This is a genomic window from Streptomyces sp. NBC_00631, assembly GCF_045206895.1.
In the GTDB taxonomy this organism is placed as follows: Bacteria; Actinomycetota; Actinomycetes; order Streptomycetales; family Streptomycetaceae; genus Streptomyces.
This window is the reverse complement of the sequence record NZ_CP107734.1, coordinates 3382563-3400888: the sequence shown is the minus strand read 5'-3', so window position 1 is coordinate 3400888 and position 18326 is coordinate 3382563. Positions and strand designations below refer to the sequence as shown.

17 protein-coding genes are annotated in these 18326 nt (G+C 71.4%); all 17 read left to right on the top strand.

Translation table 11 applies throughout. The features are described 5' to 3' along the window. Position 1: 1 nt before the first annotated feature. A complete protein-coding gene (locus tag OHB00_RS15660; protein WP_406435320.1) occupies positions 2–811 on the top strand; it encodes an enoyl-CoA hydratase/isomerase family protein in 810 nt (269 codons plus the stop codon). 16 nt (positions 812–827) lie between these two features. Beyond that, on the top strand, positions 828–1619 hold the full coding sequence (locus OHB00_RS15655; RefSeq protein ID WP_406435318.1) for an enoyl-CoA hydratase/isomerase family protein: 792 nt from the start codon (positions 828–830) through the stop codon (positions 1617–1619). A 2-nt stretch (positions 1620–1621) separates the two neighbouring features. Continuing rightward, entirely contained in the window at positions 1622–3238 is a 1617-nt protein-coding gene (locus OHB00_RS15650) for a class I adenylate-forming enzyme family protein (RefSeq protein WP_406435316.1), read from the top strand. A gap of 75 nt (positions 3239–3313) precedes the next feature. After that, positions 3314–5017 (top strand): class I adenylate-forming enzyme family protein, encoded by a 1704-nt coding sequence (locus OHB00_RS15645; protein ID WP_406435314.1) that lies wholly within the window; start codon positions 3314–3316, stop codon positions 5015–5017. Then, positions 5014–6285 (top strand): Rieske 2Fe-2S domain-containing protein, encoded by a 1272-nt coding sequence (locus OHB00_RS15640; protein ID WP_406435312.1) that lies wholly within the window; start codon positions 5014–5016, stop codon positions 6283–6285. Before OHB00_RS15645 ends, OHB00_RS15640 begins: the two co-directional genes overlap by 4 nt. A 3-nt stretch (positions 6286–6288) precedes the next feature. Further along, positions 6289–6810, top strand: a complete 522-nt coding sequence (locus tag OHB00_RS15635) for an aromatic-ring-hydroxylating dioxygenase subunit beta (RefSeq protein ID WP_406435310.1) — start codon at positions 6289–6291, stop codon at positions 6808–6810. 11 nt (positions 6811–6821) lie between these two features. Next, complete coding sequence (locus OHB00_RS15630; RefSeq protein WP_406435308.1) at positions 6822–7043, top strand: hypothetical protein; 222 nt, start codon at positions 6822–6824, stop codon at positions 7041–7043. Positions 7044–7054: 11 nt separating this feature from the next. Continuing rightward, a complete protein-coding gene (locus OHB00_RS15625) occupies positions 7055–8317 on the top strand; it encodes an acetyl-CoA hydrolase/transferase family protein (protein ID WP_406435306.1) in 1263 nt (420 codons plus the stop codon). Next, complete coding sequence (locus OHB00_RS15620) at positions 8314–9531, top strand: acetyl-CoA C-acetyltransferase (protein WP_406435304.1); 1218 nt, start codon at positions 8314–8316, stop codon at positions 9529–9531. Before OHB00_RS15625 ends, OHB00_RS15620 begins: the two co-directional genes overlap by 4 nt. Positions 9532–9536: 5 nt before the next feature. Further along, positions 9537–10991 (top strand): OB-fold domain-containing protein, encoded by a 1455-nt coding sequence (locus OHB00_RS15615; RefSeq protein WP_406435302.1) that lies wholly within the window; start codon positions 9537–9539, stop codon positions 10989–10991. Continuing rightward, positions 10988–12181, top strand: a complete 1194-nt coding sequence (locus OHB00_RS15610; RefSeq protein ID WP_406435300.1) for an acetyl-CoA acetyltransferase — start codon at positions 10988–10990, stop codon at positions 12179–12181. The genes OHB00_RS15615 and OHB00_RS15610 overlap by 4 nt, the downstream gene beginning before the upstream one ends. A gap of 79 nt (positions 12182–12260) precedes the next feature. Next, on the top strand, positions 12261–13457 hold the full coding sequence (locus tag OHB00_RS15605; protein ID WP_406435299.1) for an enoyl-CoA hydratase-related protein: 1197 nt from the start codon (positions 12261–12263) through the stop codon (positions 13455–13457). A 2-nt stretch (positions 13458–13459) separates the two neighbouring features. Continuing rightward, complete coding sequence (locus OHB00_RS15600; RefSeq protein WP_406435297.1) at positions 13460–14626, top strand: acyl-CoA dehydrogenase family protein; 1167 nt, start codon at positions 13460–13462, stop codon at positions 14624–14626. A 31-nt stretch (positions 14627–14657) separates the two neighbouring features. Beyond that, positions 14658–15521 (top strand): SDR family NAD(P)-dependent oxidoreductase, encoded by an 864-nt coding sequence (locus OHB00_RS15595; protein WP_406435295.1) that lies wholly within the window; start codon positions 14658–14660, stop codon positions 15519–15521. A 36-nt stretch (positions 15522–15557) separates the two neighbouring features. Beyond that, complete coding sequence (locus OHB00_RS15590; RefSeq protein ID WP_406435293.1) at positions 15558–16889, top strand: phytoene desaturase family protein; 1332 nt, start codon at positions 15558–15560, stop codon at positions 16887–16889. Continuing rightward, complete coding sequence (locus OHB00_RS15585) at positions 16889–17080, top strand: ferredoxin (protein WP_059210178.1); 192 nt, start codon at positions 16889–16891, stop codon at positions 17078–17080. The genes OHB00_RS15590 and OHB00_RS15585 overlap by 1 nt, the downstream gene beginning before the upstream one ends. Beyond that, positions 17080–18315, top strand: coding sequence for an NAD(P)/FAD-dependent oxidoreductase (locus OHB00_RS15580; RefSeq protein WP_406435291.1), 1236 nt, complete (start codon positions 17080–17082; stop codon positions 18313–18315). Before OHB00_RS15585 ends, OHB00_RS15580 begins: the two co-directional genes overlap by 1 nt. Positions 18316–18326 lie beyond the last annotated feature (11 nt).

The following is an 18326-nucleotide window of genomic DNA, read 5'->3' as shown; positions in this document are numbered from 1 at the left end:
GATGACGGACAAACTGATCGACTCCGGGCCGGTGCTCCTGGACCTGGACACGGACGGAGTCGCACGGCTGCGGCTCAACCGCCCGGAGGCATCCAACGGCATGGACGTGCCCTTCCTGCGCGCACTGCACGCGGCCGTCATGCGCTGCCACGCCGAGGACAGGGCGCGCGTGGTGCTGATCACCGGAGAGGGCCGCCACTTCTGCGCGGGCGGCGATGTCCACACCTTCGCCGACCGGGGGGAGAAACTCCCCGAGTACCTGCGGGAGGCCACCTCCTGGCTGCAGATCACCACCTCCGCGCTGCTCCAGCTGCGTGCCCCGGTCGTCGCCGCGGTGCACGGTTTCGCGGCCGGAGGCGGTGGCTTCGGGCTGGTGTGCGCGGCGGACTTCGTCATCGCCGCGGAGTCGGCGCGGTTCATGTCGGGCGCGGTCCGGGTCGGGATGGTCGCGGACGCCGGAGTCTCGGTGACGTTGACCCGGCTCGTGGGTCTGCGCAAGGCCATGGAGATCCTGCTGACCAACCCCACCCTGACCGCCGCCGAGGCGCTGGACGCGGGGCTGCTCACCCGGGTCGTGCCGGACGACAGGCTGCTCGACGAGGCCCTCGCGTTCGCCGGAGGCCTCGCCGCGGGTGCGCCCCTGGCGCTGGCGGCGACCAAGCGGCTGGTGTGGGGCGGGGTGGGCGCGGGCGTCGAGGAGCGACTGGCAGAGGAGGCCCGTACGGTCGCCGAACTGTCGGGCACGGCGGATTCCAGGGAGGGGCTGGCGGCGGTCATCGAGCGCAGGCCCCCGGCCTTCACGGGACGGTGACAGGGGATGAGACGCCATGACTGACCACAGCGGCGAGGACATCGTGCTGGCCGAGGACCACGGCACCGTCCGAATACTGACCCTGAACAGGCCCAAGAAGCGCAACGCGATCGACCTCGCGCTGCGGGTGGTGCTCGCGGAGATGCTGGAGTCCGCGATGGCCGACGACACCGTACGGGCGATCGTGCTGACCGGCAGCGGCGGCACCTTCTGTTCGGGCGGGGACATCTCCACGATGCGTCGGCAGAGTCCCGAGAAGACCCGCCCCAGGGCCGAGGCGGCCCAGCGGGTGATCCGGGCCATCTGGGACGGGCCCACACCGGTGGTGGCAGCCGTCGAGGGTTTCGCGTACGGCGCGGGGGCGGCGCTCGCGCTGGCCTGCGACCGGGTGGTCGCCGCGACCGACGCGTCGTTCAGCACGGCGTTCACCAGCGTCGGTCTCGCCGGTGACATGGGGATCACCGTGTCCCTGCCGGCCAGGACCGGTCCGGCCGCCGCCCGGCAGCTGCTCCTGCTGCCCCGCCCGGTCCAGGGCCCGGAAGCGCTCACCCTCGGCCTCGCCGACGTACTGACCGAGCCCGGGGCCGCGTTGGACCGGGCGCTCGCCGACGCCGAACGCATCGCCGAGGGCCCGCCCCTCGCGCTCTCCGCTCTGCGGGCGATGCTCGGCGTCCGCGCCGGGGGCGATCCGCTCGCGGCACTCGACCACGAGGTCGAGCACCAGATCCGGCTCTTCGACTCGGCGGACTTCGCCGAAGGCGTCGCCGCCTTCCGTGAACGGCGCCGCCCCGAGTTCAAGGGATGCTGAACATGACAGAACCACTGGTGTCCTCACTGTGGCCGAGGGACGAGAGTGTGCCCCTGGTCGACCACACCATCGGCTCCCTGCTGGCGGAACGGGCCGTGACCCACGCCGACGCCACGGCCCTGGCAGGTGTCGCGCACGGCGGTGGTGCGGAACGCCGGCTGACCTACGGGCAGCTGTACACCGAGGCCCGGCGGGTGGCCGCAGCCCTGCTCAGGCTGGCCGAGCCGGGGGAGTTCGTCGCCCTGTGGGCGCCGAACGTCGTCGAGTGGCCGATCGTCCAGTACGGCGCCGCGCTGGCCGGAGTGACCCTGGTCGCCCTCAACCCCGTACTGCGGCGCGAGGAACTCGTCCATGCCCTCAACCACTCCGGAGCCGTCGCGCTGCTGCACGCGGACGTCAGCCGCGACTACGACCTCGCGGCCGTCGCCGCGGCCGTCCGGCCCCGGTGCCCCGGGCTGCGGCACGTGGTCTCCCTCGCCGAACACGACCGGTGGAACGCCGAGCCGCGGGATCTGCCGGACGCGGCTGCCCAGGACCCCGGTGCACCGGTGATGCTCCAGTACACCTCGGGCACCACCGGCCTGCCCAAGGGCGTGCTGCTGAGCCATCGGTCTCTGGTCAACGTCGCGCGACTGAACCTGGAGACGGTTCAGGCCGAGCGGGGAGCGGTGCACGTCAGCCCGCTGCCGATGTTCCACACGGCCGGGTGCGTGGTCGCCACCCTCGGCACCCTGTGGTTGGGAGGCTGCCTCGTACTGGTCGAGCAGTTCCGGCCCGGCCCGGTACTGGAGTCGATGCGCGAGGAGCGGGCCTCCCTCCTGTTCTGCGTGCCCACCATGCTGTCCGCCCTGAACGAGACCGCCCGGGAGACGGGTGGCCCGGCCCCCGCACTGCGCAAGGTCCTCGTGGGCGGCGCCAATGTGCCCGCACCCCTGATCGAGGCGACCCGGGAACTGTTCGGCGCCCGCGTGCACAACCTGTACGGCCAGACGGAACTGGGCCCCACCCTGACCGCCACCCGGGTCACGGACGACGACACGGACGTCAGGGACACCGTGGGGCGGCCGCTGCCACAGGTGGAGTGCAAGATCGCCGACCCGGTGACCGGCCAGGTGCAGCCGCTCGGCACGCCGGGTGAGATCTGCGCCCGCGGTTACCAGCAGATGATCGGGTACCTGCACGATCCGGAGGCGACCGCGCGCACGGTCGACGCCGAGGGCTGGCTGCACACAGGTGATCTCGGCGCCATGGACGCGCGCGGGGTGATCACCATCACCGGACGGCTGAAGGACCTGATCATCCGCGGTGGCGAGAACATCGCGCCGGCCGAGATAGAGACCTGCCTGCTGGGGCACGGAGCCGTGCTGGAGGCAGCCGTGGTGGCCCTGCCGGACGAGAGGTGGGGCGAGGCCGTGGCAGCGGTCGTACGTCTTCGGGGACAGGTGTACGACGGCCTGCACGAGGCCCTGGTCGAGCACTGCCGTGGCCGCCTGGCCAAGTACAAGGTCCCGCAGTACTGGTACGTCGCCGACGAGATGCCGGTCACTCCGGCCGGCAAGGTGCGCAAGTTCAAGCTCCGTGAGGCCGCCGCCGCGGGGATCCTGCGCCGTCTGGGGTGAGTCCCGTGAAGCGGTGGTTGCCTATCTCCGCCCTCGTCATTTAATCTAACGTCAATTAGAAAAAGGAGGTGTTTCGTGACATCGGAAATCGAGCGGCGCCGCGAGCACCTGAGTGCCCGGTTCCCGCGCTGGACCCCACGCACCCTCGACGACTGGCTCGACCATTGCGCCGCGCGGTACGGAGACCGTCCCTTCGTCATCACGGACGAGCGGACCATCGGCTACGCCGAGACGGCCGAGTGGGCCGCCCGCCTCGCGGACGGCCTCGCCGCGCTCGGTGTGTGCCCCGGCGACCGGGTGGGGTTGCTAATGGCGAACTTCCTGGAGTTCGCCCCACTGAAGTTCGCCGTCGCCCGGACCGGTGCCGTGGCGATCCCGTTCAACTACCTCTACCGCCAGGAGGAACTGGCCTACGTCCTGGCCCAGTCCGAGTGCTCCGTCCTGATCTCCATGACCGCGTTCGGCGACCTCGACTACCAGAGCATGCTCGACGCCGTCGCACCCGGCTGGGACACCGGCGCGGCGACCGCGCTGCCGCACCTGCGGCAGGTCGTCCTGCTGCCCACCGAGGGCACCGAGCCGCGCGACGGCGTGCCGACCGTGGACTCGCTCGCGGACTTGGGCGACCGCCACCGAGGGGAGTGCCCCGCCGGAGCTGCCCGGCCGGACGACATCGGGGACCTGCTCTACACCTCCGGCACCACCGGCTCGCCCAAGGGGGTCCTCGTCACCCATGACTCCGTGCTGCGGACCGCCTACGCCTCGGCCCTGACCAGGGCGTTCCAGGACGGCCGGAGGATCCTGTTCTCGCTGCCCTGCTACCACATGTTCGGCTACGTCGAGGGGATGCTCGCCGCGATGACGGTCGGCGGCGCGATCGTCCCGCAGACCGCCTTCGACCCGGTCCGTTACCTCGCCGGGATCCAGCGCCACCGCGCCACCGACATCCTCTGCGTGCCCACGATGACCGTGGCCCTGCTGGAACACCCCGCACGCGAGGACCACGACCTCTCCTCGCTCACCGCGCTGCTGTCCGGCGCGGCCCCGGCCCCGGTCTGGCTCTGGAAGCGGGTGCGTGCGGAACTCGGCGTGGAGGAGATCACCACGGGATACGGCATGACCGAGTGCGGCGGCGCGATGACGTTGACCCTTCCCGAAGATCCGCTGGAGCGGCACGCGGGCACCGTCGGCAGACCCAAACTCGCCGGCGTGGCCGGACTGCCCGACGGCACGCTCGCCACGTACAAGGCGATCGACCCGCTCACCGGCGAGGACCTTCCTCCCGGAGCCGAGGGCGAACTTGTCTCCCGGGGCCCGACGCACATGTGGGGCTTCTGGAAGAAACCCGAGGAGACCGCGAAGGCCCTGCGGGACGGCTGGGTGCACTCCGGCGACCTGGGCCGGGTCCGGGACGACGGCTACCTCGAAGTCACCGGCCGTACAAAGGAGTTGTACAAGAGCGGCGGCGAACTGGTCATGCCCAAGGAGATCGAGGACCTGCTCACCGCCCACCCCGCGATCAGCCAGGTCTACCTGGTGGGCGTGCCCGACGAACGGTGGGGCGACGCCGGCTGCGCCTGTGTGGTCCGTGCTCCCGGCGCGGACCTCTTGGCCGCGGATGTCGTCGCGCTGTGCAAGCAACGGCTCGCGCGGTTCAAGGTCCCCAAGCACGTGCTGTTCCTGGACGCCGCCGAACTGCCCACCACCCCCACCGGCAAGGTGCAGAAGTTCCGGCTGGCGCAGTACGCCCAGAAGCGAATCGAGGATGGCGAAGCATGACGGCCACGCTGCCGGAGACGGCACACCAGCAGACGGACAAGTACGCACGGCTGATCCAGCCGACCAGGGTGCACGGATCGCTCTACACCGATCCGGAGATCTTCGCCGAAGAACTGGAGCGCATCTGGTACCGCACCTGGGTCTACGTCGGGCATGAGAGCGAGGTCCCCCAACCGGGCGACTACGTACGCAAGAACATCGGTCCGCAGGACGTCGTCATGACCCGGGACCGCGACGGCGAGGTGCACCTGCTGCTCAACCGCTGCGCACACCGCGCCAACCTGGTGTGCGACGCGCCCAGCGGCAACTCCAACTCCTTCCGCTGCCCCTACCACGGCTGGACCTACCGCAACAACGGCGACCTGCTGGGCTACCCCTACAACAAGGGCTACGGCGGCAAGGGCAAGCTCGCCCTTGGCCTCGGCCGTCTCCCCAGGGTCGCCTCCCACCAGGGCTTCGTCTTCGGCAGCTTCGCATCCGACGGCCCGACGCTCACCGAACACCTCGGCGCCGCCGCCGGAGAACTGGACCGGCTCGCACGGCTCTCCCCGGAGGGCGAGGTCGAACTCACCGCCGGCTGGCTCAAGCACCGCACGCGCGCCAACTGGAAGCTCCTCGCGGAGAACGAGACGGACGGCTACCACCCGCAGTTCGTGCACGGCTCCATCTTCAGCGTCACCGGCAGTCCGATCGGCGCCCTGTACAGCGACAATTCCACGGCCGTGACCCGCGACCTGGGAGGCGGCCACAGCGAGAACGACCTGCGCCCGGAGTTCCGCCGCTTCGGCGAGCCGATGCGCTGGTTCGGCACCACCGAGGACCGGGTGCCCCAGTACGTGGCGCGTATGAGGGAAGTCCACGGCCCCGCCGCCGAGGAGATCCTCGTGGAGGGCTCCCCGCACGTGATGATCTTCCCCAACCTCTTCATCGCCGAGATCCAGCTCTTCGTCATCCAGCCGCTGGCGGCCGGGGAGTGCGTCCAGCACGCCACCGCCATCCAGCTCAAGGGCGCCCCCGAACTCAACCGGCGCATGGTGTCGCAGTGCGTCGGCTCGGCCGGGCCGGCCGGGATGCTGCTCGCCGACGACACCGAGATGTACGAGCGCAACCAGCGCGGCGTCGCCCTGCGCGAGCCGGAATGGGTCGACATCCGGCGCGGAGTGGAGCGGGAACGCACCGACGACAACGGATTCCGTATCGGCACCGCGACCGACGAGACGGGCATGCGGGGCTTCTGGTCGCACTACCGGAACCTGATGGAGGCTTGAGAAGTGACCGCACCGGCCACCACCGACGACACCGCACTGGACCTGCGCCAGGTGGAGCAGTTCCTGTACCGCGAGGCCCGTTACGCGGACGAGCACGACTACGACGCGTGGGAGGCGCTGTGGACCGACGACGCCCTCTACTGGGTGCCCGCCGGCGCCCCGGACGGTGACCCCGTACAGCAGATGTCGGTGATCAGCGACAACCGCAGTCGTATCGCCACCCGGCTGGGGCAGCTCAGGACCGGCAAGCGGTACGCCCAGTCACCGCCCTCCCATCTGCGCCGGATCGTCTCCAACGTGGAGATCCTCGACGACGACGACGCCGGTCCGGGCCGGGAGCCCGGAGACCTGACCGTCGGCGCCAACTTCGTGCTGGTCGAGTCCCGCGAGCGCGGCAAGGAGATCTGGGCCGGGCGCACCACGTACCGGCTGCGTCTCGTCGACGGACGGCTGCGGCTGGCGTACAAGAAGGTCGTCCTGGTCGACCACGACCGTGCGCTGCCGACCCTGTCCTTCCTGATCTGAGGGCGGCGCCGATGAACGACAACGAGATCGTGGGCAGCGAGTTCGCCGAGGTCGCGGTGAGCGTGGACACCACCGCCAACGGTCCCCGGCTCCGGCTGGAGGACCGGCGCACCGGGCGGGTCAGACACCTGGACGCACTCGAACTGGAAGCCCTGGTGTGGCTCCCCGACGGACACATGTCCAGGCTGCTCGACCCCTCGGCGGACCGCTGGCGCGAAGACGCCGGCAGTTGACGGGCCGGCACATGGATGTCATCGCACCCGACGAACTCGACCTGTCCCACTACGTCCGGGCGGGCGACACCGTTGCCTGGGGCCAGGCGTGCGCCGAGCCGCTGACCCTGACCGAGCGGCTGATGCGTCAGCGCGCCGGGATCGGGCCCTTCAGCTGCTTCCTCGGGATCCCGGCCACCGACACCGTGCGGACGGACCACGCGGACATGGTCTCCTTCGTTTCCTACACCGGCAGCGGCGGCAACCGGGCCCTGCACCGGGCGGGAAAGCTGGACGTGCTCCCCGCCCCCTATTCCAGCCTCCCCGGTCTGCTCACCACGGGCCCCGTCCGCGCCGACGTGGTGCTCATCCAGCTCCCTCCGGCGGACGAGCACGGTCGCCACAGCCCGGGGCTGGCCGACGACTACCTGAGCGCGGCCCTGCACACCGCGCGGGTGGTGATCGCCGAGGTCAACGACCAGGTCCCGCAGACCTGTGGCTCCCGCACGCTGGGTGCCGCCGACCTCGACGTCGTGATCCACACGTCCCGCCCGCCCGCCGAGATCCGGCCCGCCGTATCCGACGTCGTCACCGCACAAGTGGCGGCCCGCGTGGCCGGCCTGGTGGAGGACGGGGTCACGCTCCAGTTCGGCGTCGGCGGGCTTCCGGAGGCCGTGCTCGGGCTGCTGACGGACCGCCGTGACCTGGGCATCCACTCCGGCCTGATCAACGACGCGGCCATGGACCTGATCGAGGGGGGAGTGGTGACGGGCGCCCGTAAGACCCTCGACCGGGGCCGCTCGGTCGGCGGCCTGCTGATGGGCACCCGGCGGCTGTTCCGCTACGCCCACCGCAACCCCGCGATCCAGCTGCGCGACACCGCCTACACCCACGACCCGCGGACGCTGGCCGCCCAGCACCGGCTGGTCGCCATCAACTCGGCCATCGAGGTGGACCTCACCGGGCAGGTCAACTCCGAGCTGGTCAGGGGGAGTTACGTCGGTGCGGTCGGCGGAGCCGGTGACTTCCTGCGCGGAGCCGCCCAGTCACCCGGCGGCCTGCCCGTCGTCGCCCTGCCCTCCACCGCCGGTACCGCCAGCCGCATCGTGGCCCGGCTGTCCGGCCCGGTCAGCACCTCCCGCAGCGACGCGGGACTCTTCGTCACCGAGTACGGCGTCGCCGACCTGCGCGGACAGCCGCTGAGCGTACGCCGTGAACGCATGCTCGCCATCGCCCACCCCGACCACCGAGCGGCGCTGGAAGCCGCGCTCGAAGAGCAAGGAGCCCCGGCATGACAGCCCTGCGCCGCGCAGCGATCGTCACACCGCTGCGCACCCCCGTCGGCACCTTCGGCGGCACCCTGCGCCCCGTACCCGCGCACGACCTGGCCGCCACCGTCATCAAGGCCGTGGTCGAGCGCTCCGGCGTCGACCCGCACCGCATCGACGATGTCGTCTTCGCCCAGTCGTACGCCAACTCCGAGGCCCCGTGCATCGGCCGCTGGGCCGCCCTGAGGGCCGGTCTGCCGGTCGAGGTGCCCGGCTTCCAGCTCGACCGGCGCTGCGGCGGCGGACTCCAGGCCGTGGTCACCGCCGCGATGATGATCCAGACCGGAGCCGCCGACGTGGTCCTGGCGGGCGGCGTGGAGAGCATGAGCAACATCGAGCACTACTCCCCGGACGTCCGCTGGGGCAGCCGCTCCGGCACCGTACAGCTCTACGACCGCCTCGACCGGGGCCGGGAACGCTCGCAGCCGCAGGAGCGGTTCGGCCCCATCAGCGGAATGATCGAGACGGCCGAGAACCTCGCCGAGCGCTACGCCATCACCCGCGAGGAGGCCGACGCGTACGCGGCCCGCAGTCACCGGCGGGCCGCCGAAGCCCGGGACGCCGGACGCTTCGCCGACGAGATCGTGCCGGTCGACCTTCCTCGCCGGCGACCCGGTGACCCCTTGTCGTGCGAACGCGACGAGGGCATCCGCCCCGGCACCACCGAAGAGATCCTCGCCGGACTCCGTCCGTTGCTGCCCGACGGAACCGTCACCGCGGGCAACTCCAGCCAGCAGAACGACGCCGCCGCGGCCTGTCTCGTGGTTGCCGAGGACAAGCTCGGCGAACTCGGCCTGGAACCCATGGGTTTCCTGCGCGGCTGGGCGGCCGCCGGCTGCGAGCCCTCGGTCATGGGCATCGGCCCGGTGCCGGCGGTCGCCAAGCTGTTCGCCCGGACCGGGCTGGGCTTCGACGACCTCGACCTCGTCGAGCTGAATGAGGCGTTCGCCTGCCAGGTGCTCGCCGTCGTGAAGGAATGGGGGTTCAAGTACGACGAGGACGACGACCGGCTCAACGTCAACGGCTCGGGAATCTCGCTCGGCCACCCCATCGCCGCCACGGGGGTACGCGTCCTCGCCACCATGCTGCACGAACTGCGGCGCCGTGGCGGCCGGTACGCCCTCGAGACCATGTGCATCGGCGGCGGCCAGGGCATGGCCGCGATCTTCGAGGCGGCCTGACCACCATGACGACCACCCTGCCCCGCAGCCCCTACGGCATCGTCTCCTACGCCACCTACCTTCCCCGGCACCGCGTCATGCGCGACGAACTGGGCACCGCCCTCGGTGTCCGAGCGGGCCGCGGCGCCCGTGTCGCCGCATCCTTCGACGAGGACAGCACCACCATGGGTGTCGAAGCCGCTCGCCGGCTACGATCCGCCCAGCTCGCACCGGCGTCGCTGTACTTCGCGACCACCTCTCCCGCCTACCTCGACAAGACCAACGCCTGCGCCCTGCACGCCGCACTCGGCCTGCCGCGCGACACCTTCGCGGCGGACCTGGCAGGCTCCGCGCGCTCCGGGATCGCCGCGCTCCGCGCCGCCGGGCTCGACGGCGGTCTCGCCGTACTGTCCGACGTCCGCACCGGGCGCCCCGGCTCGGCCGACGAGCGGGACGGGGGAGACGGCGCGGCGGCCTTCCTCTTCGGCGCGGCGGACGCGGCGGTCGCCGAGATCCTCGCCCACACCTCGGCCACCGCCGAGTTCCTCGACCGCTGGCGCACCCCGGGGAGCCCGTCCGGCGAGCAGTGGGAGGAACGGTTCGGCCTGGAACGCTACCTGCCGCTGATCGAGGACACCGGACAGCGCGCTCTGAAAGCCGCCGGCACCGGACAACCCGACCACGTGCTGCTCGTCTCGCCGAACGCGGCCGTCCGCAAGCGCGCCCCCAAGGTTTTCCCCGCACGCCTGTCGGCGAGCGGCTCACCTCTCGGGTATTCCGGGGCGGCCGACGCCGGGCTCGCCCTGGCCGATGTCCTCGACCGCGCCGGCGCCGACGAGACCATCCTGCTGCTCTCCGCCGCAGACGGCTGCGACGCCCTCCTGCTGCGGACCACCGACCGCCTCCCCTCGGCCAGGCAGCACGACCCCCTGGCCCGGCAACTCGCCGAGGGCCGGTCCGTCCCGTACCCGACGTATCTGACCTGGCGCGGATGGCTGGAGCGGGAGCCGCCGCGCAGGCCCGAACCGGATCGGCCGGCAGGACCGCCCTCGGCACGCGGGGAGGGGTGGAAGTTCGGGTTCACCGGCAGCCGCTGTGAGAACTGCGGCTTCGTCCACCTGCCGCCCGCCCGGGTGTGCAAGGACTGCGGCGCGGTGGACGCGATGGCGGCCGTGCCGCTGGCCGGGACGACCGGCACGGTGGCGACGTACACCGTCGACCGGCTCGCCCACTCGCCCTCGCCCCCGCTGATCGACGCGGTGGTCGACTTCGACGGCGGCGGGCGTTGCACGCTGGAGATCGCCGACACGGTGGCCGACGAACTCGACGTGGGCGTACGGGTCGAGCCGGTCTTCCGGCGGCTGCACACCGCGAATGGCGTGCACAACTACTTCTGGAAGGCCCGTACGACGGCCGGTACGAGGGCAGGTACGACGGCCTCCGATGCGGCGGACACGAGTGAGCGGGAGGGCACGGCATGAGCAGCAACGGGATCCGCGACAGGGTCGCGGTTGTCGGCATGGGGTGCACCTCCTTCGGCGAGCACTGGGAGCGTTCGGCGGACGACCTCCTCCTCGACGCGACCCAGGAGTGCTTCGCGGGGACCCCAGCCCTGGCGGCCGAGGACGTGGACGCCTACTGGCTGGGCACCCTCGGCTCCGGACAGTCCGGCCTCACGCTCAGCCGCCCGCTGGCCCTGGATCACAAGCCCGTCACCCGGGTCGAGAACTACTGCGCCACCGGATCGGAGGCCTTCCGCAACGCCTGCTACGCGGTCGCCTCCGGGGCGTACGACACGGTGATGGCCGTCGGCGTGGAGAAGCTGAAGGACTCCGGCTTCTCCGGGCTGCTGCGCTCCGACCCGCCGGGCGACGGCACGGCGCCCGAGCTGTCACTGACCGCGCCGGCCGCCTTCTCCCTGCTCGATCCGGCGTACTGCGCACGGTACGGGGTGGATCCGGCCGCCATGCGGGAGGCGATGACGCACGTCGCGTGGAAGAACCACGCCAACGGCGCCCGCAACCCCAAGGCCCAGTTCCGCTCCGTGGTCGCCAAGGAGACGATCGAGCGGGCGCCGCTGGTGGCCGGACGGCTCGGGGTCTTCGACTGCTCCGGGGTCTCCGACGGCGCCGCCTGCGCCCTGATCGTCCGGGCCGAGGACGCCCTGCGCTACACCGACCGGCCGATGTACGTGAAGGGTCTGTCCCTGGTCGCGGGGGCCGTCAGGGGAGCCATGGACCCCGGCTACGACTACACCACCTTCCCGGAGGTGGTCCATGCCGCCGCCGACGCCTACCGGCAGGCGGGCGTCACCGACCCGGGCACGCAGATATCGCTCGCCGAGGTGCACGACTGCTTCACCCCGACCGAGGTGGTCCTGATGGAGGACCTGGGCTTCGCCGAGCGCGGCCAGGCGTGGAAGGACGTCCTGGACGGGGCCTTCGAGCTGGACGGCCGGCTGCCCGTGAACCCCGACGGCGGGCTGAAGTCCTTCGGTCATCCCGTCGGGGCGAGCGGCCTGCGGATGCTGTACGAGTGCTGGCTGCAGTTCCGCGGTGAAGCGGGCGAGCGTCAGCTGACGAATCCACGTCTCGGCCTCACACACAACCTGGGCGGGCGGCCGGGCGGATGTGTCTCGTTCGTCTCGGTCGTGGGTCCCGACGCGGGGTGACCGGTCCCGCCCGGCGAACGGGCGTTGACCCGGAGTCGAAACTTTATTTATATTAGATTCAAAACTGGAGGCTGTGAGCGTGCGACACGATGGGAAAGAGGCGGTGGCGGCCGAGCTCTACCGGGCACTGGCCCACGGAGACCGCGAGGGGCTCGACCGGATCCTGCATCCCGGGTTCGAGGGCCGGACCACCGAGGGGCTGCCGCTGGGCCTGGGCGGGACGTACACCGGAACCGAAGCCATGCGCCGCGGGTTCTGGGGCCGGATCGCCAGGAGCTACGACGCCCGGGCCGAACCCGCCGGTTTCCGCCACCTCGAGGACGGTGACTTGCTGGTCACCGGCCGGTACGTGGGCGAGGCGAGACAGGGCGGCGGCAAGCTCGACGCGGAGTTCTTTCACCTCCTGAGCTTCGAGGGTGAGCGGATCACCGGCCTCGTCCAACTGACGGACAGCGCACGCTGGTCCGAGGCACTGGGGGCCGGCCGGGCCCTGTCGACCGTGGATTTCCGCGTCACCGACGGACTCGCCGAGCTCCGGCTCGACCGCCCGCACGCCCGCAACGCCCTCGACCAGGCCATGGCCGACGACCTGTACGAGGTCGCCCAGCAACTGGCCGCCGATCCGGACGTGCGGGCGGTACTGATCACGGGTGACGGTCCCGCCTTCACCGTGGGCGGCGACATCGCCGTCTTCGCGGACAGCGCCGGCGCCGGACTGCCCGGCACGTTGCGCAGGATGATCTCGCCGTACCACGAGGCGCTTCGTCTGCTGAGCAGGCTCGACGCGCCGATCGTGTGCGCCGCGCACGGCGCGGTCGCGGGCGGCGGGCTGGGGCTGCTCTACTGCGCCGACATCGTGCTGGCCGCCGAGGGCACCAAGTTCGCCTCCGGGTTCACGGCGCTCGGGCTGTCCGGAGATGGTGGCAACTCCTGGTTCCTGCCGAGGCTCGTGGGCCCCCGCCGGGCAGCCGAGTTCTACCTCGAACAACGGGTGCTCGACGCTCACGAGGCCGTCGAATGGGGCCTGGCGACACGCGTGCTGCCGGCCGGTGAACTGGCCGACGAGGCCCTCGCGGTCGCCCGGCGACTGGCCGACGGCCCCACCCGCGCCCATGGCGAGATCCGCCGCCTGCTGCGCGAAACCTGGTCGGCCACGCTGGCCGAGCAGTTGGCGGCCGAGGCGGACGCGATCGCCCGCACCGCCCGGACATCGGACGCCTCGGCGGCCGTCGCCGCCTTCATCGACAAGCGCAAGCCCACGTTCCAGGGACGGTAGCGATGACAGCACTGATCACGGACAGCGACGAGCATCGGCTGATCCGGGAGAGCACCGCCAAGATCGCCGCCCGCTACGGGCACGCGTACTACAGCGAACGTGCCCGGACGGGCGCGGGCGTGGAGGAGCTGTGGAGCGAACTGGGGGAGGCCGGACTGCTGGGCGTCCACCTTCCCGAGGAGTACGGGGGCGGGGGCGCGGGTCTCGCCGAACTCGTCGTGGTCCTCGAGGAGTTGTCGGCGCACGGCATGCCGATCCTCAGCAGCGTCATCTCGCCCGCCATCTGCGGCTCGATCCTCGCGGCCCACGCCTCGCCGGAGATGAAACGGGCCTGGCTCCCGGACATCGCCACGGGCCGCCGGAGGATGGCGTTCGCCATCACCGAGCCGGACGCCGGATCCAACAGCCACGCCATCACCACCACCGCGCGCTCCGACGGCGACGGTTGGCGCATCTCGGGCTCCAAGTACTTCATTTCCGCCCTGAACGAGGCGGACGCCGTGCTCGTCGTCACCCGGGACGGCGATCTCGCGCCCTCGGCGTCCGGACGCAGCCCGCTGTCCCTGTTCGTTGTTCCCGTCGACTCGCCCGGCCTGCAGTTCCAGCCCATCGAGACCGAACTGGTCTGCCCGGACAAACAGTTCACCCTGTTCTTCGACGACGTCCGGGTGACCGGCGACGCCCTGATCGGGGAGCGCGGCAAGGGCTTGCGGCAGGTCTTCGCCGGCCTCAACCCCGAGCGCATCACCGCCTCGGCGCTCAGCAACGGCATCGGCCGCTACGCGGTGGGCAAGGCCCGCGACTACGCCCGCGAACGCACGGTGTGGTCCGCTCCGATCGGAGCTCATCAGGGCATCTCCCACCCCCTCGCCGAAGCGCACATCGGGGTCGAGCTCGCCCGGCTCGCCACCGCCCGCAGCGCGGAGCTGTTCGACGCCGGACAGGACGCCGCGGCAGCGGCCAACATCGCGAAGTTCACCGCCGCCGAAGCCTCTCTCAGGGCCCTCGACCAGGCGATCCAGACCCATGGCGGCAACGGACTGTCCCGCGAGTACGGCCTGGCCGACCTGTGGTTCGTCGCCCGCATGCTGCGCACCGCCCCGGTCAGCCGGGAGATGGTGCTCAACTTCGTGGCCCAGCACAGCCTCGGCCTGCCGAACTCGTACTGATCCCCCCATCCGAGCAACGAGGAGTACCCACATGGCAGGAGTACAGGACCGGGTCGTCGTGGTGACCGGCGCGGGCGGCGGGCTGGGGCGCGAGTACGCGCTGCTGTTGGCCCGGCACGGCGCCCGAGTCGTCGTCAACGACCTCGGTGGCGCGCGGGACGGCACCGGATCGGGCAACGCGATGGCCGACGCCGTCGTCGCCGAGATCCGGGCCGAGGGCGGCCGGGCGGTCGCCAGTTACGACAGCGTGGCCACCGAGGAGGGCGCCACCGGCCTGATCGGCACCGCCCTGCGGGAGTACGGGGCCGTGCACGGCGTGGTCAACAACGCGGGCATCCTGCGGGACGCCTCCTTCGTGAAGATGACGGTGGACCAGTGGGAGGCCGTGCAGCGCGTGCACCTCTTCGGCGGCTACCACGTCACACGCGCCGCTTGGCCGCACTTCCGCGAGCAGGGACACGGCCGGGTGGTCATGGCCACCTCCACCTCCGGGCTGTACGGCAACTTCGGACAGGCCAACTACGGCGCCGCCAAGCTCGGCCTGGTCGGCCTCGTCAACACACTCGCCGTCGAGGGGCGCAAGTACAACATCCTCGCCAACGCGGTCGCACCGCTGGCCAGGACCCGGATGAGTGAGGACGCCGCCCCCGCCGAGCTCCTGGAGCGGCTGCCGGCGGAGTTCGTGGCACCCGTCGTCGCCCATCTGCTGACCGACGAATGCACCGACACTGGCACGGTGCTGATCGCCGGCGGCGACCGCGTCCAGCGGGTCGCGTACTTCGCCTCCAAGGGGGTGACCTTCACCGGTACCCCGAGCCTGCGTGACGTCGCCGACCGCTGGTCCGACATCACCGACATGGACGGCTCCGCCCTCGGCACCAATCCGCTGGCCTGAGCCCGGAAACCTGAGCCCGGAAAGGAGACAGCCTTCGTGACATCCTTCGACGCCCTCGTCATCGGCGCCGGCGCGGGCGGCCTGTTCACCGCCGCCCGCCTGACCCACCACGGTTACCGCACCCTCGTGGTGGAACGCCTCGACCGTGTGGGCGGGCGCGCCTCCACCCACGACATCGACGGCTTCAAGGTCAACAACGGAGCCATCGTCATCGAGGTGGGCGGCATCACCGAGCAGACCTTCCAGGAGGTCGGCGCCAAGTTCGACGTCCGCCGGGCCAACCCGCCCATCCTGTACCGCATCGGCGGCAAGGACATCGACGTGACCGGTGGCGGCTGGGGCATGCTGCTGTCCAAGCTCACCCGCCAGGGCGCCAAGCTCCTCGGCGGCCTCGGTGCCGCCCGCGAGGACAGCGGTCTGCCCGACGCCGAACTGTCCACCGCCGACTGGATCCGCCGGTACACCAAGAACGAATCCGTGCACGGTGTCTTCCGCAACATGTGCGGATCGGTCTTCGCGGTGAGTTCCGAGGAACTGCCCGCCCGTGTCTTCCTCACCTACTTCACCCGCAAGAGCGCCTTCAAGAAGTTCGGGTTCTGTCCCGACGGCACCATCGGGATCTGGCGCGCGCTCGCCGACGTGGTCACCGCCGGCGGCGGTGAGGTCTGGCTGGACAGCGAGGTGCGCAGCCTGACGGTGGACGCCGGCCGGGTCACCGGCGCCGTCGTCGCCCGCGGCGGCCAGGACACCGAGGTCGCCTGCCGGTTCGCGGTCAGCGACGTCGGGCCGGCCGCCACCGTGACACTCGCCGGCGAGCAGCACTTTTCCGAGGAGTACCTGACCTCGGTACGGCGCGGCGACCGGCCCTGCGCGATGATCTCGGTCAACTTCGCCAGCCAGGAGCGCCTGGTCGAGGCACCGGGCCTCCTCAGTTTCGCCAGCACTCGCCGCATGTGCTACGTCGCCAACTTCACCGCGACCTGCCCGGAGATGGCACCGGAGGGCTGGCACCTCTACGTGGGTACGGCCGTCCCGCAGCCGGCTGTCGGCGACTTCGACGAGGCGGCCGAGACCGAGCTGCTCATGGCCGATCTCCGCGACCAGATCCCGGGTTTCGATCGCGCCCGGATCCTGTCCACCGTCGTCACCCGCGACGGCTGGCCTCCGCAACGTGCCGTGGCGGGCTTCGACCTCCCGAACACCACTCCCGTCCCCAACCTCTGGAACGTCGGCGACGCGGTCAAGGAGTACGCCAACGGCGGCACCACGGCCTGCGCGGAGACCGCGAAGCTCGTCGTCGAACAGATCCTGCGACACCACCCGGTCGGCGTCGCGGCCGAGCCGACCGGAGCCCCGAGGGAGCACTGATGAAGATCACCGTTGACCGTTCCAAATGCACAGGTCTGGGTATCTGCGAGTCCCTGGCACCCGACGTGTTCGAAGTGAACGACGAGGGCGAACTCGTGCTGAAGACGCAGACCGTCCCCCCGGGGACTCTTTCCGACGTCGAGGAAGCCATCGCGGGCTGCCCGACCGAGGCCCTCCGGCTGGAGCCCTGATGGGAACCCGCCGACTGGTCGTCGTCGGCGCGTCCCTGGCCGGGCTCCGGGCCGTCGAGGCCGCACGCAAAGGCGGCTTCGAGGGGCGGATCACCCTCGTCGGGGCCGAGCCGCACCTCCCGTACGACCGGCCCCCGCTCTCCAAGCAGTTCCTCGACGCGAACGGTGCGCACGGGGCCCCGCCGACCTTCCGCACCGAGGAGATGCTCCGCACCGACCTCGGCGCGGAACTCCTGCTCGGCGCCCGCGCCACGTGCCTGGACACCGCGGCCCGCACGGTCGTCGTCGGCGAACGGCCCATCGGCTACGACGCCCTGGTCATCGCCACCGGCGCGATCGCCCGTCGGCTGCCCGGCACCGAGGGCCTGGCAGGCGTTCACACGCTGCGCACCCTGGACGACGCGGCCGCCGTCCGACGTGCCCTCGACGCCGGGGCGCGGACCGTGGTGATCGGCGCCGGTTTCATCGGCGCCGAGACCGCGGCCGCCGCCAGGAAGCGCGGGCTGGACGTCGTCGTGGTCGAGGCACAGGCGACGCCGCTGGTACGTGCTGTCGGCGAGACCATGGGAGGCGCTCTCGCCTCCCTGCACCGGCGCCACGGCACCGATCTGCGCTGCGGGCTGAGCGTCACCGCGCTGGAGGGGGAGGGCCGGGTCGAAAGGGTCCGGCTCTCCGACGGGAGCGTCCTCGACGCCGACCTGGTCGTCGTCGGCACCGGTGCGGTACCCGCCACCGACTGGCTGGTGGGTTCCGGTCTGACCCTGGACGACGGCGTGGTCTGCGACGAGACGCTCTTCACCGGAGCCGAAGGCGTGTATGCGGCGGGCGATGTCGCCCGCTGGCACAACCCCGTCTTTGACCGGCCCATGCGCCTGGAGCACTGGACCAGCGCGGCCGAACAGGGGGCCCTCGCCGCCCGCAACGCCCTGAACCCCGGGGCGGCGAAGGGCTACGCGACAGTGCCCTACTTCTGGTCCGACCAGTACGACACCCGTATCCAGTTCGTCGGCGTCCCCGACGCGGAGGAGATCGCCGTGGCCGACGGCGACATCGAGCGCGACCACCAGGGCGTCGCCCTGTACCGCGCGGGTGACCGGCTGGTGGGGGCCCTGGCCGTCAATAGGCCCACCGAGATCATGAAATACCGGCGACTCGTCGCCCGGGGCGCCTCGTGGGAGGAAGGGCTCGCGTTCGCCCGGTCGCGGAGCGAATCCCGGCAGACCGCCGACGTATGAAAGGGAAGAAG

What these genes read in the sequence shown, in the direction of transcription:
- OHB00_RS15630 (WP_406435308.1), top strand. Translation starts at nt 6,822, where the DNA reads ATGAACGACAACGAGATCGTGGGCAGCGAGTTCGCCGAGGTCGCGGTG.
- OHB00_RS15650 (WP_406435316.1), top strand. Translation starts at nt 1,622, where the DNA reads ATGACAGAACCACTGGTGTCCTCACTGTGGCCGAGGGACGAGAGTGTG.
- OHB00_RS15580 (WP_406435291.1), top strand. Translation starts at nt 17,080, where the DNA reads ATGGGAACCCGCCGACTGGTCGTCGTCGGCGCGTCCCTGGCCGGGCTC.
- OHB00_RS15610 (WP_406435300.1), top strand. Translation starts at nt 10,988, where the DNA reads ATGAGCAGCAACGGGATCCGCGACAGGGTCGCGGTTGTCGGCATGGGG.
- OHB00_RS15595 (WP_406435295.1), top strand. Translation starts at nt 14,658, where the DNA reads ATGGCAGGAGTACAGGACCGGGTCGTCGTGGTGACCGGCGCGGGCGGC.
- OHB00_RS15625 (WP_406435306.1), top strand. Translation starts at nt 7,055, where the DNA reads ATGGATGTCATCGCACCCGACGAACTCGACCTGTCCCACTACGTCCGG.
- OHB00_RS15620 (WP_406435304.1), top strand. Translation starts at nt 8,314, where the DNA reads ATGACAGCCCTGCGCCGCGCAGCGATCGTCACACCGCTGCGCACCCCC.
- OHB00_RS15660 (WP_406435320.1), top strand. Translation starts at nt 2, where the DNA reads ATGACGGACAAACTGATCGACTCCGGGCCGGTGCTCCTGGACCTGGAC.
- OHB00_RS15655 (WP_406435318.1), top strand. Translation starts at nt 828, where the DNA reads ATGACTGACCACAGCGGCGAGGACATCGTGCTGGCCGAGGACCACGGC.
- OHB00_RS15615 (WP_406435302.1), top strand. Translation starts at nt 9,537, where the DNA reads ATGACGACCACCCTGCCCCGCAGCCCCTACGGCATCGTCTCCTACGCC.
- OHB00_RS15600 (WP_406435297.1), top strand. Translation starts at nt 13,460, where the DNA reads ATGACAGCACTGATCACGGACAGCGACGAGCATCGGCTGATCCGGGAG.
- OHB00_RS15640 (WP_406435312.1), top strand. Translation starts at nt 5,014, where the DNA reads ATGACGGCCACGCTGCCGGAGACGGCACACCAGCAGACGGACAAGTAC.
- OHB00_RS15585 (WP_059210178.1), top strand. Translation starts at nt 16,889, where the DNA reads ATGAAGATCACCGTTGACCGTTCCAAATGCACAGGTCTGGGTATCTGC.